A 14,049-nucleotide genomic window follows, 5' to 3' on the forward strand; every position below is an offset into this window, starting at 1 on the left:
TAGTTGTCATGTCGCTGTTCGACCCAGTCGTTTCCAACCCCGCCGATGTGGCCCGTGCCGCTCGCGCCGCCGGTCGCCCCATCGAGCGCCTGCCATTCACCATTCGCCGGGTCGAAACCGAGGCCGACCTGCTCAAGGCCGTGAAGATCCGCCATGCGGCCTATGCCCGCCACGTGCCGGACTTCGCACGCTCGCTGGCCCAGCCCGAAGCCGCCGACTACGAGGACGACACCATCGTGCTGCTGGCCGAATCCCGGCTGGACGGCTCGCCGATCGGCAGTACCCGCATCCGCACCAACCTGTACCGCCCGCTCGGCGTCGAGGAATCGGTCGAGCTGCCGTCCTGGCTGCAGGGCCGCCGCCTGGTCGAAGCGACCCGCCTCGGCATCGATGAGGGCCGCATCGGCCGTGTGGTCAAGATGGCACTGATCAAGGCCTGCTTCATGTATTGCGAAGACAACGCCATCGACTATTCGGTCGCTACCGGCCGTCCGCCGGTGGACCGCCAGTACGAGCAACTGTTGTTTTCCGATGTGTTCCCGGAGCAGGGCGCCGTGCCGCTGCGCCACGTCGGCAATATCCCGCACCGCGTCATGGCCTTCGAGATCGCCAGCTTCGAACAGCGCTACCGCGATGCGCGCCATCCGCTGGCCACATTCTTCTTCGATACGCAGCATCCGGACATCGACGTCGGCCCCGCCGCGCCGCCGGCGCTGGCCACCACCAAGGTGACAAAATTGACGGATTTGACGTTGCAGACACGCCAATTCGCTATTTGCTAAGCATATATTGCATGACGGCATCTACCTAAAGCTGTATCCTTGCGACTTGACGCTGCGCCGGCTCCGGCGCAGCATTGATTCGCACCGGTCCAGCTTATGTCCATCCCAACACCCCAACGTCGTTCTTCGCTCCTGGCCGCCGCGCATGCGGTGGTGGAGCGGGTGTTGAAGTTGTTCTCGTATTACCTGATCCCGTTCGGGATCGGCCTCGTTTCCCTCGTCGCCCTGATCTTCTGGCACGACCAGTACCGCACCTCCGGCGACGTGCCGCTGTCGATGCATGTGACGGTCCAGCAGGAAGCCAGCCTGTCGCCGGGCGCCGCGCTGGCGCGCGCGCGCGCCTCCAGCCTGGTGACCGGCCATGACACCCATTTGTCCGAAGCCCCGGTCTGGTTCGCCTTCGAGCCGATGCCGCGCGCCGGCGCCCAGGTGGTCGAGTTTCCTTCGCGTCACGCGCTCGACGTGGCCTGCTGGGACGCCGCCAGCCTGGCGCCGCTCGGCAGCGCCACCCGCAGCGCCGGGCAAGGGGCCATCGAAGCCTCGAAGGCCGGCTTCGCCCTGACGCTGAACCCGCTGCCGCCGGAACTGCTGTGCCGCGCCGATTTCTCCGGCCCGGCGCGCCTGTCGGTCCTGCAGTGGCCGGCCGAACAGCACCAGCTCTCGGTCGAGCAGTACCACCGCAAATCGGGCCTGCTCGACGGCGGCATGATCGTGCTGGCCCTGTTCATCCTGATCACCGCCCTGATCAACCGCCAGCCGCTGTACGTGCTGTTCGCCGGCTGGCTGGTGCTGAACCTGCGGGTGGCCGCGCTGTCGGCCGGCTGGGACATCCAGTGGCTCGGCCAGACCATTCCCTCGGACTGGTTGCTGCGCAGCCGGTCGGTGACCATCACCCTGTACGGCATCGCCACGCTCACCCTGTACCAGTCGCTGTTGCGCGAGAACATCGCCGCGCTGCGCTACGTGCTGCCGTTCCGCATCATGCAGTGGCTGTGCATGCCGATGCTGGCCGCCGCCATGTTCCTGCCTTACGGCATGTACCTGCCGCTGCTGTGGGGCATCACCGTATGCTGCTTCTCGGTGATGACGGTGGGCCTGTTCAAGATCATCGCGGAATCGCGCAACCGGGTCGCCTCCTGGTTCGCCGCCTCCTTCGCCGTCAGCTTCCTGGCTACCATCGCCGAAGTCGCCTCGGCCGCGCTCGGCATGCGCGAATTGCTGGGCATCATCAACAGCGTCACCGCCGCACTGGCGTCGAGCCTGCTGGCCGCGCTGGCCGTGGCCGAGCAGATGCGGGTCGAGACCGAGCAGCGCGAAGCGGCCCAGCAGGAACTGGAACACGCCTACCAGGCCATGCCGGTGGGCCTGTTCACGCTCGACATGTATGGCCACTTCCTGAGCGTCAACCCGGCGCTGCAGAAGATGCTGGGCATCGCCAGCTTCGTGCCGGGCCGCACCGCATGGCGCCAGTTCTTCACCGAAAGCACCTGGACCGCACTGCACGAGGGGGTGCACGCCAAGGCCGAGGCCGAGATGGAACTGACCAGCCGCGACGGCACCCAGCGCTTCCTGGTGAGCGCCACGCTGGCGCGCTCGCGCATCGAGGGCGTGCTGCAGGACACCACCGAAAAGCACAAGGCCACCGAGCAGCTGCACTTCATGGCCAACAACGATCCGCTGACCAAGGTCTTCAACCGCCGCGGCATCGAGCGCGAATTCGCGCTGGCGGCGAATGGCCTGGCCGCCGGCAAGCCGATGGCCCTGGCCTACGTCGACCTCGACCGCTTCAAGCTCATCAACGACCTGTTCGGCCACGCCGCCGGCGACGAAGTGCTCAAGCAGGTGTGCGAACGCATGGCCACCATGCTGGCCGGCGGCCAGCAGATCGGCCGCGTGGGCGGCGACGAATTCGTGATCGTGATGCCGGAGACCGCCATCCCGCTGGCCTCGATCATCTGCCGCGGCATCGTCGACCGCCTCGGCAACACGCCTTACCGGGTGGGCGACAAGGCCTTCCACGTGCGCGGCTCGGTCGGCCTGATCGAGGTGACGCCGGGCATCGCCATGAAGGACGCCGTGTCGACCGCCGACCGCGCCTGCCGCGAAGCCAAGACGGGGCAGGGCGAGGGCCTGGTGGTGTACGAGCGCGGCGCCGAAGCCTTCCGCCAGCGCGCGGCCGAACTGGACATGGTGGCGCGCCTGTCCGGCCCGCAGGCCACCGAAGGCCTGCTGCTCGAGATGCAGCCGATCATGTCGCTGCGCAGCCCGCGCGAATCGCTGAACTTCGAAGTCTTGCTGCGCATGCGCGAGCAGGACGGCCGCGTGGTGCCGGCCGGCGCCGTGATCTCGGCGGCCGAGAAGAGCGGCCGCGCCAGCGTGATCGACCGCTGGGTGCTGAACACCACCCTGGCCTGGATCGCCGAGCATGCCGAGGAGCTGGGCAATACCCGTTTCGTCTGCATGAATCTGTCGGGCGCCTCGCTCAACGACGAGCGCTTCGTGCAGGACACCTTCGACATCCTGGGACGCTACGTGCACGTCGCCAGCCGCCTGTGCCTCGAGATCACGGAGAGCGTCGCCCTGCATGACCTCGACAATACGCGCCGCTTCATCGACCAGGTGCGCAGCTTCGGGGTGAAGGTGGCGCTGGACGATTTCGGCGCCGGCTATACCTCCTTTTCCTACCTGAAGGAACTGCCGGCCGACGTGCTGAAAATCGACGGCAACTTCATCGTCAACATCAACGCCCACCCGGCCAACGTGGCGATCGTCGAAGCGATCGTCAGTCTGGCGGGCAACCTGGGCATGAAGACGATCGCGGAATGGGCGGAAGACGCGGCCACCGTGCAGACGCTGGCGGAGATCGGCGTGGACTACGTGCAGGGCTGGGCGGTGGCGCGCTCGCAGCCGCCGGAGCGCCTGCTGCAGGCCCGGTCGGCCGCGGATTTCATCACCCACCCGGAAGTGCTGGAGGTGCTGCGCATGCTGGAGTCGCCGTCGCCCTCGCACCTGGCGAGCGTGACGCGCTTGCACGACCTGCATTGAGCTGGCCGGCCGGGCAGGCCGGAATTCAGTCCAGCGTCGCCAGCGTATGCTTCGGCGTTCCCGCCGCATCCATCAACAGGAACTGCGCCCGCGCCGCCTTGAGCGTGACCACGTCGCGCAGCATCGGCTTGGCCTTCACGCGCTGCGTCGCCTGGCGGCGCTGCGCGACCGGCGTCGGCGGCAGCACGCCGCGCTCGGTGATCAAGGGATAGGGTTCGGCGCGCGTGACGCCTTCGTCGGCCGGCATATTCGCCAGGCGCACCATGGTGGCGCCGTGCTCGCAGGGCTGGTCGGTCAGGGTGACGCGGCCGGCGCCGTCCACGCACTTGACGATGTTCGCGCCAGCGTGGGCGCCGGGCGCGGCCAGTGCCGCGACAAGGATACTGAGGCAGAGATGACGCTTCATGGTCGGCTCCTTTGTTCGAGCCTCCATTGTCGATGTCGATCTTACAATGCTCTGTTCGCTGCCTCACGTGTGCGCGGCCTGCGCACAAGAATCTCTCAGCCGTTAGGGCGTTCCGCGACCAATTGCACTACCACCAGGAAACGCCAGGCCGCCGCGCGTGACGACGGCCTGCGAATAATGCCCGGCGGGTGCGGGCAGTTCAGGCGACCCGATGAATTCCATCAGGCGAATCCGTCAGGATTCGAGGGTCTGCATCAGTTCGGCGAAGCGCGACAGGTCGACGTTGCCGCCGCTGATCAGGATGCCCACGCGCTTGCCCCTGACGTCGACCACGCCGTGCAGGGCCGCTGCCGCCGCCAGGCAGCCGGTCGGCTCGACGATCATCTTCATGCGCTCGGCGAAGAAGGCCATGGTCTGCACCAGCTGGGCGTCGCTGACGGTGACGATGTCGTCCACGCTACGGCGGATCACCTCGAAGTTGTGCTCGCCGATATGGGTCACCATGGCGCCGTCGGCGATGGTCTTGGGCACCGCGATGTGCACGATTTCTCCCTTGCGCAGCGATTGCTGGCCATCGTTGCCGGCTTCCGGCTCGACGCCGATCACCTTGCAATTCGGCGACAGCGCGCGCGCCGTCAGCGCGCAGCCGGCCAGCAGGCCGCCGCCGCCCAGGCACACCAGCAGGATGTCGAGCTCGCCGACTTCCTCGAACAATTCCTTGGCCGCCGTGCCCTGGCCGGCGATCACGTCCGGATGGTCGTAGGGCGGAATCAGGGTCATGCCGCGCTCTTCCGACAGGCGCCGGCCGATCTCTTCGCGATTCTCGGTGTAGCGGTCGTAGGTGATGACTTCGCCGCCGTATTCCTTGGTGGCCTTGACTTTCAGCGCCGGCGCGTCCTGCGGCATGATGATGGTCGATTTGATGCCGGCCAGCTTCGCCGACAGGGCAATCGCCTGCGCGTGGTTGCCCGACGAAAAGGTCAGCACGCCGGCGGCGCGCTGGGCATCGTCGAACTTCGCGATCGCGTTGTAGGCGCCGCGGAACTTGAACGCGCCCATGCGCTGGTAGTTCTCGCACTTGAAGAACAGGGTGCCGCCGGAGAGCTTGTCGGCCGTGCTCGAGGTCAGGACCGGCGTGCGGTGCGCGGCCCCAAGGAGGCGCTCGGCGGCCAGTTCGACGTCACGGTAGGAGAGGGTGGTAGCGGTCATGGCGGGCTCGCGAAAGTCGAAAGCCGACAGTATAGCGAAGCCGCCGCGCGCGGCGCAGGCCGCCGAATGCCAGCGCGCCCAGGCCAAGTGCCAGCAGCGTCGCCTGGCCCGGTTCCGGCACCGAGGACACGATGCTCAAGCTGGTCTGCGGCGTCCAGAAAAAGACCGAGGAGCCCGGCTCCGAACCGGCGCGGCCCGAGTAATGCCCCGTCACCCAGCTGATGCCGGTGGCGACCCGCAGGTATTCCGTATTGCCGGTGTGCATGTTCGACCGGGTGTGGTTGCCCGAGAAATCGAGGCCGGCCGCCTCGGAAAAGAAGAAGCGCTCGACCGTGCAGCCGTACGAATCCGGATAGACGGTCGCGCAGTTGAGCAGGTCCAGGGGGAAGGAGCCATGAAACAACTGGAAGCCGGACAGTTCGGTGCGTTCGATGACCCCGTCGGCATCCAGGTCGGCGCCGGTGAATTCTCCCTTCAGGGTGAGGTCCGGTCGGTAGACCTGGGCCTCGTTGTCATAGAAGCCGGTGTAGGTGAAGGTCCAGGTGGCGGATTGCGAGTGGGCAGCCGCGCAGGTAAGCAGGGCGGCCGCGCCCAGGAACAGACGTTTCATAGTGCCTCCGTCGCCTGGACAGACGAATCGCCTGGCCGGTCCCAGGCAAGCCGGGCAGGGCGAACCGGCAGAGTACGCTTGTTTTGTGACGCGCGGTGCACCGGGCCGGCCAAGCGCCACGCATGGAATGACGGCGGTATCGAATCAATGCTTGCTCTTTTCTTCATTATGTTCTTTAATTTCTGTAACGACAGAAATAAAGGAAGGCCATGAGCCTGAGCCCGACCGCACAGAAATTCGTCCTGCACTGGGGAGAGATGGGCACCCGCTGGGGCGTCAACCGCACCGTCGCCCAGATCCACGCGCTGCTCTACCTGTCAGAGCGCCCGCTGACCGCCGACGACATCGTCGAGACCCTGGGCGTGGCCCGCTCCAACGTCAGCAACAGCCTCAAGGAATTGCAGAGCTGGAAGCTGGTGCGCGTGTCGCACGTGCTGGGCGACCGGCGCGACCACTTCCAGGCCTTGCAGGACGTGTGGGAAATCTTCCGGGTCATCCTGGAAGAGCGCAAGCGCCGCGAGATCGACCCGACCCTGACCGTGCTGCGCGAATGCGCCATCGAAGGCGAAGAAGACGCGGGCCTGGATGCCGCCACGCTGGCGCGCATGCAGGTCGTGCTCGAGTTCCTCGAGATGCTCAGCGCCAGCTTCGAGGATTACCGGCACCTGCCGCCGCAGACGTTGCAGCGCTTTCTCAAGATGGGCGGCAAGGTCGCCCGCTTCCTCGGACCCACAAGCAAGGAGCAGCCATGACATCCACCGTGAGCAAGCTATCGGGACTGCGCGAGGTGATCGCGGCGGCGCGCGGGCAGGGCGGCGGTGCTACGCCCGCCATATCTTTCGACGCGCATCAACGCAGCGTCCTCGTCACCGGCGCCACCGGCTTCGTCGGCCAGCACCTGGTGCGGGCCTTGCTGCAGGACGGCCACAGGGTAGTCGCCCTGAGCCGGCAGCCGGAAGCGGCGGCGCGCCTGTTTGACGGCAGGGTAGAGTGCGTCGGATCGATGGAGGCGCTGCCGCCGCAGACCCGCATCGAGGTCGTGCTCAACCTGGCCGGCGCCCGCATCCTGGGTCCGCGCTGGTCCGCGGCGCGCAAGGAAGCGCTGCGCCGCAGCCGCATCGGCCTGACGCGGCAGGTGGTGGACTGGATCGCGCGGGCCGACCACAAGCCTTTCCTGCTGCTGAACGCATCCGCCATCGGCTACTACGGCATCCAGCGCATCGGCGACGAATCCGAGCTCGACGAATCGTCGCCGCCGCAGCCGGTCTTCATGTCGGACCTGTGCCGCGAATGGGAAGAGGCGGCCGGCAGGGCCGCGCAGTACGGCGTGCAGGTGGAGTGCATGCGCTTCGGCCTGGTCGTGGGCGTGGGCGGGGCGCTGCCCATGATGCTGCTGCCGATCCTGCTCGGCCTGGGCGGCAGGCTGGGAAGCGGGCAGCAGTGGCTGTCGTGGATCCATGTGGACGATGTCGTGGGCGGCATGGCGCACCGCTGGCGCCATGCGCTCGCGCACCCACGTCCAGGTGCGGTCGGGGCCAGCAACTTCACGGCCCCAGAATGCGTCACGCAGGCGCAATTCAGCGAGGCGGCGGCGCGCATCTGGCGCCGCCCCAGCTTCATGCCGACGCCGGGCTGGCCGCTGCGCATGGTGCTGGGCGAGCAGTCCGACCTGCTGCTGGAAGGACAACGCGTCGCGCCGCGCCGGCTGCAGCAGGAGGGTTTCGTGTTCCGCTATCCCGGTATTGCGCAGGCTTTGGCGAGCCTGAAAGAAGCCAGTTAGAGCGCGTTTCATGCGGCCTGCATGGGGCGCGATCGCCCCATCCAATCGTGCGACCGGGTCCATACCAACTCATTAGACTGCGCGGAGTTTGCAGTGTTGCCACATGGCAAAACTACAAGCTTTCCGCCAAGTTAATAGTGAGAGACCTCCCGATGACCCAGTTGAACCAAGCCCTCGAACGTCCCACGGTCCCGACCTGGACGCCGCACCTGCGCAGCCACATCCAGGCCGCCGCCGAACACCTTCAGAACGACTCGGAAGAGATGCGCCAGTGCTCGCCGGAGCAGGTGCTGTACCACGAGTACATGCAGGCCGGAGCCCCGCACGGACCGGCCCTGTATGCCGTCAAGGGCGAACACTGGAACGGCGTCAGCCCGAAATTCCTGGAGTTCATCAACGCCTTCCAGTTCGCACGCGGCGACATGGGTTATGCCGAATCCGGCTACGGCATCCAGCGCCACCGCAACTTCATGCGCCGCCTGATCGTCAGCGAGCACCACCTGGAGGCGCGCCGGCCCGAGGCTGGCCTCGACATCGACGTCGGCTGCCTGGCGATGACGACCCGGATGGCGATGTACGACATGGCGAAGGTCGCCATGCGCCATGCGACGCAAACCCATCCGGGCAAGACGCCGGTGGCGCTGGTGCCGACCCCCGCCTGGGACTACCGCGGCATCTTCAAGGACGTCGGCTTCGAGATCGTGTTCCTGCCGCTGGGACCGAAGAACGGCTGGCTGCCGGACCTGCAGGCATGGGATGCGATCGTGCGCGAGACGCTGGCCGACGGCAGCCGTCACATCGCCATGGCGGTGAGCAATCCCCAGCACAACCCGACCGGCATGCAGTGGCCGGTCGACGTGACCCGTTATCTGCTGGACCTGTGCGCCGACCAGGGCGGCTTCCTGCTGCTCGACGACGCCTATTACTGCGTCCACGATCCGCGTGCGCCGGTCGTCAACCACCTGAAAGCGCTGCTCGACGCGTTCGACCACGACGGCGGCGACAATGCGCTGGTGCGCTCGGGCATGTTCGAGCGCTGGGTCGCGACCCGTCCCTTCGGCAAGCAGTTCTCCTGCAATACCATGGGCGTGGCGGCCATCACCACCTCGCCGAAGATGCTGCGCCAGCTGAGCCGCGAATCCTGGATCAACCGCTACCACACCAATACCCACAACGCGGAACTGATGTGCGCCTGGCTGGCCACGCCGGAAGCGGCCGACTGGACCATCGAGACCGGCCTGTTCTACACCCGCCAGAAAGAACTGGTGCGCGCGCGCCTGAAAGAGCGCATGGGATGGATGGATGCCGCCTTGTGCATCGGACCGTCGACCTCCTACATGCTGATCGAGATCCCGAAGGTCTACCAGACGACGGACGGCGGCATCGACCGCTTCCGCGACGACCTGTTCTTCGCCACCGGCACCCTGGTATCGGCTTCGCTGTTCAACCAGACCGCTCCGGTGCCCTACGTGCGCCTGCACCTGGGCAGCCATCCGGACGTGATCGAGGAGTTCCTGCGGCGCTGGGAAGCGGCCGGCCTGCGCTACGACATGGCGGCCACCTTCGGCGGCCGGGCGGCGCTGGCCACGCCGGTGCTGCCGCCGGTGTTCCGCAAGGAAGCCTGAGGCTTAAATACCGAAGGCCTTCAAGCCGGCGTCAAGCAGCACCTCGAAGGGATTGCTGCGGCGCCCGCCCGCCTGGGCCGAGCGCGGCACTTCCTCGTACAGGAAGCAGGCATCCTGGCCGGCGAAACTGTCGTGGAACAGGGGCTGCCGGCCCGTCAGGTAGGGCAGGAAGGGTTCGGCGCGCACGGTGCCGTAGCGCGCATGCGCGCTGAAGCCCAGGGTCGCATCCTGGCTGATCGTGCGGCCGGCCCCGGCGCATTCCAGGCGCACGCCGCGGCAGCCTTTCAGCACCAGGGTCGCCGGGCCCTCGAAGGCCAGGTAGCGCAGTTGCAGGGTGAGCCAGGCGTGCAGGGTTCCCACGCGCCAGTGGCTGCGGATGATGGGCCGCCGGCCGGTCCGGTAGACCATGCCAGCCAGGCCGCGCGGCTGCAGCACGAAGGATTCCCCGGGCCCGAGTACCAGGAGCGCGACTTCGTCGAGCGGGTCGCTGGTGGCCGACACGACCACCTCGGCCGCCGCGCTGGCGCGCAGGCGCTTGAGCATCCACAGGCGCGCGGCCAGGCTGCTCAGCGGCCGCCGCCAGTCGAACAGCAGCCGGGTCGCAACGAGCACGCCGGCGGGTTGGCTCTGGCAGTAGTCGGGGCGGATCAGCAGTTCCTCGCCCGGCGCCAGGACCAGTTGCTGCGAGACGGCGGAGATGCGCGAGGAAGTGCGGGTGGGCGTGCCGGAGGATGCCGGCGCGTCCTCGAAGACGATCGCCGGCCTCTTCGCCGCCAGCGGCGCCAGCACGAAATAGAACAGGGCGCGGATGGCGGCCGGCACCAGCCACCACGCGGCCAGCACCAGCAATGCCGGCAGCAACAGCGGCTGCACCAGTCCGTAGGCGCGCCAGGCGCCGCTGGTTCCCGCCAGCGCCTCGACCTGCCGCAGCCGTTCGCGCAGCGGGGCGGACGCTGCCGCCAGGGCTTCTTCATTGAGCCGGAACGCGGCCGGTGCGCCGACCGCCGGCAGCGTGTTCACCAGCGCCCGCTGCGCCACGAAGGCGCGGTGTGCGGCGCTGTTCCTGGCGCGCAGCTGTGTTAGCTGTGCGTCCAGTGCCCGCAGCTGCCGGTAGTCGTCGGTGAAGAACAGTTTGCCCCAGGTTCCCGCGGCCTGTTCCGCCTGGGCGCGCTTTTTCATTGTGTCCTGCAGCGCCGTGTAGACCGCCACGTGCTCGCGCCGCAGCCGCTCCAGGGTGGCCAGCGCGGCCTGCCGGTTGGCGAGCGCATCGGCGCGTGCGCGCAGGGCCTGCAGGTGGGTCTTTTCCTGGCGCCGCAGTTCGATTTCCATGTCGCGCATGGCCGAACGGGCGAGCTGCTGCGCCAGGGCCTCGCGGCCGGCGAGGGCGGCGCCCAGCACCGGCGCCGCTTCCCGCTCGCGGCGCAGCCGCGCGATCTCGGCGTCGATGGCGGCGATGCGGCCGTCGAGCCGGGCGATGCCGGCGCCGGCCAGCTGCCGCAGTTCTTCTTCGGTATCGCGCGCCAGCGCGGCGCGGCGCGCGTCGAAGTCGGCCTGCGCCTGGCGCAGCGCCGGCAGCTCGGCGACGATGTGCTGGAGGTTCGCCCATTCGCCCCGCAGCCAGTGGCCTGAGGCGAGGACCAGCACGATGGCCGCGAACACCAGCAGGTTGCGGCCGAGGCCACGGAGGAGGGCGGCCAGCAGCTGACCCACGCGCCGCTTACCCGGCCAGTGGCAAGGCCAGCTGCAGCAGCAGCCCGCCGCCTTCGCGGTTGCTCACCGTGAGCTCGGCATTGTGGCGGCTCAGGACGCGTTCCACGATGGCCAGGCCCAGGCCGGCGCCGTTGGCCTGGCCGCGTGCGCTGTCCAGGCGCGTGAAGGGCTTGAGCAGCTGGTTGATTTGGTCTTCCGGCACGCCCACCCCGTGGTCGCAGATCTCGATCACGGCGCGCCGTCCGTGGCCGGTGGCCTTGACCCGCAGGACGATCGCGATCTCGGTGTAATCCTGGCCCGGGGTCTTGCCGTACTTGCGTGCGTTCTCGATGATGTTGTTGACCACGCGCCGCAGGTCGGTCGCGTTGCCCATCACGTGCACGCCCGGCATCAGGTCGACCTGCACGCGCAGGTCGCGGATGCGGCCCGCCTCGCGGCCGACCTCGGCCAGCATCTCGGACAGGTTCACCGCGATGAAGGTGGCGGCATCGGTCGGCTTGGCGTAGTCGAGGAACTGGCCGATGATCGCGTCCATCTGGTCGATGTCCGACTGCATGCCTTCGCGCGCCTCCTGCGGCAGGTTGGCCATCTCGACCTCGAGCTGCATACGCGCCAGCGGCGTGCGCAGGTCGTGCGAGATGCCGGCCAGGATCACGGCGCGGTCCTTCTCCACCTGCGCCAGGTCGTCCACCATCTGGTTGAAGCTGCGGTTGGCCTCGATGATCTCCTGCGAGCCTTTCTCGGGCAGCGGCGCCGGCTTTTCGCCCTTGGCGATGGCGCGCGCGGCCGCCGTCAGGCGCGCCAGCGGCCGGTTCACCAGCGAGGAAATGAAGGCGGCGCCGATCAGCGACAGCAGGCCCACCAGCGTGGCCCAGCCGAGCCACTGCACGCGGGTCAGCCCGGCCAGGCGCTCGCGCTCGAGCATCAGCCAGTATTCGTCGCCGTCGATGTTGAAACTGATGTAGAAGCCCGGCACCCCGTTCACGCCGGCGGAAAAGCGCGTCTGCTTGCCCAGCCGTTCGCGCACGATGGCGGCGATCTCGGGCATCAGGGGATTGTTGGGCGGCGGCTCGACGATGTCGTCTTCGTTGAGCGTCAGGACGCGGATGCCTTCGTTCGACACCAGTTCGAGCAGCAGCTCGAGCCGCTGCGCAGGCGCCGAGTGGATCAGGGCAGCCCTGGTGATGGTCACCGCCGACACCACCAGCTCGGCGGTCTGCTGGATCTGCGGGCCGCGCTGGAACACACTGATCATGCCGATCCACGAGCCCATCGAGGCGGCGGTGAGCGCCGACATCAGGAGGAAGGTCCGCCAGAACAGGCCGCTCCGGTACCAGGCAAAGCGGGCGGCGCGGCGCGCCGCCGAGAGTGGGGCGAACACTAGCGCGGCTGTCCTTCAGGGATGAACACGTAGCCCAGGCCCCAGACGGTCTGGATGTAGAGCGGGCTGGAAGGATCCGGCTCGATCAGCTTGCGCAGGCGCGAGATCTGCACGTCCAGGGAGCGGTCGAAGACTTCGTATTCGCGGCCTCTGGCCAGTTCCATCAGCTTCTCGCGCGAGAGCGGCTGGCGCGCATGGCGCGCGAACACCTTGAGCACCGAGAATTCGCCGGTGGTCAGGGGGACGGTCTCGCCATTTTTCTTCAGCGTGCGCGTGCCCAGGTCGAGCACGAAATCGCCGAACTCGAAGGTCTGCGGGGTTTCGCTCGGCGCGCCCGGGATTTCGTCCGGGCCCTTGCGGCGCAGGACCGCGCCGATGCGGGCCACCAGCTCGCGCGGGTTGAAGGGCTTGGGCAGGTAGTCGTCGGCGCCCATCTCGAGGCCGACGATGCGGTCGACGTCCTCGCCCTTGGCGGTCAGCATGATGATCGGGGTCTGGTCGCCGGCGCCGCGCAGGCGGCGGCAGATCGACAGGCCGTCTTCGCCCGGCAGCATCAGGTCCAGCACCAGGAGATCGTAGCGCTCGCGCAGCCACAGCTTGTTCATGGCCGGCGCACTCTCCGCGGTCACCACCTGGAAGCCCTGCTCGGTGAGGTAGCGGCGCAGCAGGTCGCGCAGGCGCACGTCGTCGTCCACCACCATGATCTTGGCGGAGTGGCCGCCCTGGTTGCCGGTGGCGCTGTTGTTGGTCGGGTTGCTGCCCGTATTGTTCGTCGATGCGTTCATATGGAATCCAGAATTGTCAGAAGCATGTCGCTATGGTAACGTGTTATCGCTTGAACATCTTGTTCGGATGGCTCAGCCATTACATTGTGTTACAAACTTTACCCATTCGGTCTTACACCTCGGACGCTATGCACATACACTGGCTGCAAGTGGAAATCACAGCTTATCTGTTTATATGGCATCGCGGAAGAGGAACACCATGAACAACGTGCATACGAAAATCCAGGCAGCAAACGAGGGTCGGCTGGCGCGTTTCGTCAGGCACGGTGTGATCGCTGTCGCCCTGGCTTGCACCGCCGCCGGCGCCATGGCAGAAGGCCAGGACCGTGGCCAGCGCCGCGAAGAGATGCAGCAGCAGGCCATGCGCGACCGTTACGAGATGCGCGCCCAGGATCCGCGCTACGACCCGCGCGCCCAGGAAATGCGCGACGAGGCCCGCATGCGCCAGGAACAGGCGATGCGCGACTCCATGCGTGAAGAAGGTGGCCGCCGCGGCCGCATGACGCCGGACGAGCGCAGCGAACTGAAGCGCCAGATCAACGAAGCCAACCGCGACCTGTATCCGAACGCGCGGCGCCGCTGAGCCGGCCTGCAATCCTGACGGCGCCTGCGGGCGCCGTTCTCGTTTACGGCGCGCTTCCCCCATCGGTGGGGTTTCTTCATGGAAATCTAGTTGCTATATGTTTATTTTCGTATTGCAACGTGCTATCTTGAAG

12 protein-coding genes are annotated in these 14,049 nt (G+C 67.3%); 6 read left to right on the top strand and 6 right to left on the bottom strand.

Features of this window, described 5'->3' with window-relative positions; genetic code table 11:
* The first annotated feature begins 8 nt into the window (after window positions 1-8).
* Both ACK6C6_RS06610 and ACK6C6_RS06615 read left to right on the top strand, forming a co-directional pair.
* Window positions 9-782, top strand: coding sequence for an N-acyl amino acid synthase FeeM domain-containing protein (locus ACK6C6_RS06610; RefSeq protein WP_409266493.1), 774 nt, complete (start codon window positions 9-11; stop codon window positions 780-782).
* Window positions 783-944: 162 nt separating this feature from the next.
* The gene (locus ACK6C6_RS06615; RefSeq protein ID WP_409267310.1) at window positions 945-3,827 is read left to right on the top strand and encodes a putative bifunctional diguanylate cyclase/phosphodiesterase; all 2,883 of its coding nucleotides are present in this window, start codon (window positions 945-947) and stop codon (window positions 3,825-3,827) included.
* Window positions 3,828-3,852: 25 nt separating this feature from the next.
* On the opposite strand, the gene ACK6C6_RS06620 is transcribed toward ACK6C6_RS06615, so the two are convergent.
* The 3 genes from ACK6C6_RS06620 to ACK6C6_RS06630 form a co-directional block, all read right to left on the bottom strand.
* Window positions 3,853-4,233 (bottom strand): DUF4124 domain-containing protein, encoded by a 381-nt coding sequence (locus ACK6C6_RS06620; protein ID WP_209586029.1) that lies wholly within the window; start codon window positions 4,231-4,233, stop codon window positions 3,853-3,855.
* Window positions 4,234-4,467: 234 nt separating this feature from the next.
* Window positions 4,468-5,442 (bottom strand): threo-3-hydroxy-L-aspartate ammonia-lyase, encoded by a 975-nt coding sequence (locus ACK6C6_RS06625; protein ID WP_409266494.1) that lies wholly within the window; start codon window positions 5,440-5,442, stop codon window positions 4,468-4,470.
* Window positions 5,414-6,052 (bottom strand): PEP-CTERM sorting domain-containing protein, encoded by a 639-nt coding sequence (locus ACK6C6_RS06630; RefSeq protein ID WP_409266496.1) that lies wholly within the window; start codon window positions 6,050-6,052, stop codon window positions 5,414-5,416. Before ACK6C6_RS06630 ends, ACK6C6_RS06625 begins: the two co-directional genes overlap by 29 nt.
* Window positions 6,053-6,261: 209 nt before the next feature.
* Here ACK6C6_RS06630 and ACK6C6_RS06635 point away from each other — a divergent pair, with 209 nt between their 5' ends.
* The 3 genes from ACK6C6_RS06635 (at window position 6,262) to ACK6C6_RS06645 (ending at window position 9,457) form a co-directional block, all read left to right on the top strand.
* Window positions 6,262-6,804, top strand: a complete 543-nt coding sequence (locus ACK6C6_RS06635) for a GbsR/MarR family transcriptional regulator (RefSeq protein WP_409266497.1) — start codon at window positions 6,262-6,264, stop codon at window positions 6,802-6,804.
* Window positions 6,801-7,832: a TIGR01777 family oxidoreductase gene (locus ACK6C6_RS06640; RefSeq protein WP_409266499.1), complete on the top strand. Its 1,032-nt coding sequence runs from the start codon at window positions 6,801-6,803 to the stop codon at window positions 7,830-7,832. The genes ACK6C6_RS06635 and ACK6C6_RS06640 overlap by 4 nt, the downstream gene beginning before the upstream one ends.
* A 152-nt stretch (window positions 7,833-7,984) precedes the next feature.
* Window positions 7,985-9,457, top strand: a complete 1,473-nt coding sequence (locus tag ACK6C6_RS06645; RefSeq protein WP_409266500.1) for a pyridoxal phosphate-dependent aminotransferase — start codon at window positions 7,985-7,987, stop codon at window positions 9,455-9,457.
* A gap of 3 nt (window positions 9,458-9,460) precedes the next feature.
* Here the strand turns inward: ACK6C6_RS06645 and ACK6C6_RS06650 are convergent, their stop codons facing one another.
* Genes ACK6C6_RS06650 through ompR form a run of 3 tightly spaced genes read right to left on the bottom strand, consistent with a single transcriptional unit; the run spans window position 9,461 to window position 13,249 of the window.
* Window positions 9,461-11,167 carry a hypothetical protein gene (locus tag ACK6C6_RS06650; RefSeq protein ID WP_409266501.1) on the bottom strand — a complete coding sequence of 569 codons (1,707 nt, stop codon included), beginning with the start codon at window positions 11,165-11,167 and terminating at the stop codon, window positions 9,461-9,463.
* A 7-nt stretch (window positions 11,168-11,174) separates the two neighbouring features.
* Entirely contained in the window at window positions 11,175-12,548 is a 1,374-nt protein-coding gene (locus ACK6C6_RS06655; protein WP_027863810.1) for a sensor histidine kinase, read from the bottom strand.
* Window positions 12,548-13,249, bottom strand: coding sequence for a two-component system response regulator OmpR (ompR, locus tag ACK6C6_RS06660; RefSeq protein ID WP_051306146.1), 702 nt, complete (start codon window positions 13,247-13,249; stop codon window positions 12,548-12,550). Before ompR ends, ACK6C6_RS06655 begins: the two co-directional genes overlap by 1 nt.
* A gap of 283 nt (window positions 13,250-13,532) precedes the next feature.
* Between ompR and ACK6C6_RS06665 the strand changes: the two genes are divergently transcribed.
* Window positions 13,533-13,916, top strand: a complete 384-nt coding sequence (locus ACK6C6_RS06665) for a hypothetical protein (RefSeq protein WP_209586038.1) — start codon at window positions 13,533-13,535, stop codon at window positions 13,914-13,916.
* The last annotated feature ends 133 nt before the right edge of the window (window positions 13,917-14,049 follow it).

This window comes from Massilia sp. BHUDP2, assembly GCF_046236355.1.
GTDB classification, from domain to species: domain Bacteria; phylum Pseudomonadota; class Gammaproteobacteria; order Burkholderiales; family Burkholderiaceae_D; genus Telluria; species Telluria varians.

Coding starts and splice junctions, on each gene's coding strand:
- ACK6C6_RS06610 (WP_409266493.1), top strand. CDS start 9: ATGTCGCTGTTCGACCCAGTCGTTTCCAACCCCGCCGATGTGGCCCGT.
- ACK6C6_RS06620 (WP_209586029.1), bottom strand. CDS start 4,233: ATGAAGCGTCATCTCTGCCTCAGTATCCTTGTCGCGGCACTGGCCGCG.
- ACK6C6_RS06625 (WP_409266494.1), bottom strand. CDS start 5,442: ATGACCGCTACCACCCTCTCCTACCGTGACGTCGAACTGGCCGCCGAG.
- ACK6C6_RS06630 (WP_409266496.1), bottom strand. CDS start 6,052: ATGAAACGTCTGTTCCTGGGCGCGGCCGCCCTGCTTACCTGCGCGGCT.
- ACK6C6_RS06635 (WP_409266497.1), top strand. CDS start 6,262: ATGAGCCTGAGCCCGACCGCACAGAAATTCGTCCTGCACTGGGGAGAG.
- ACK6C6_RS06640 (WP_409266499.1), top strand. CDS start 6,801: ATGACATCCACCGTGAGCAAGCTATCGGGACTGCGCGAGGTGATCGCG.
- ACK6C6_RS06645 (WP_409266500.1), top strand. CDS start 7,985: ATGACCCAGTTGAACCAAGCCCTCGAACGTCCCACGGTCCCGACCTGG.
- ompR (WP_051306146.1), bottom strand. CDS start 13,249: ATGGTGGTGGACGACGACGTGCGCCTGCGCGACCTGCTGCGCCGCTAC.
- ACK6C6_RS06665 (WP_209586038.1), top strand. CDS start 13,533: ATGAACAACGTGCATACGAAAATCCAGGCAGCAAACGAGGGTCGGCTG.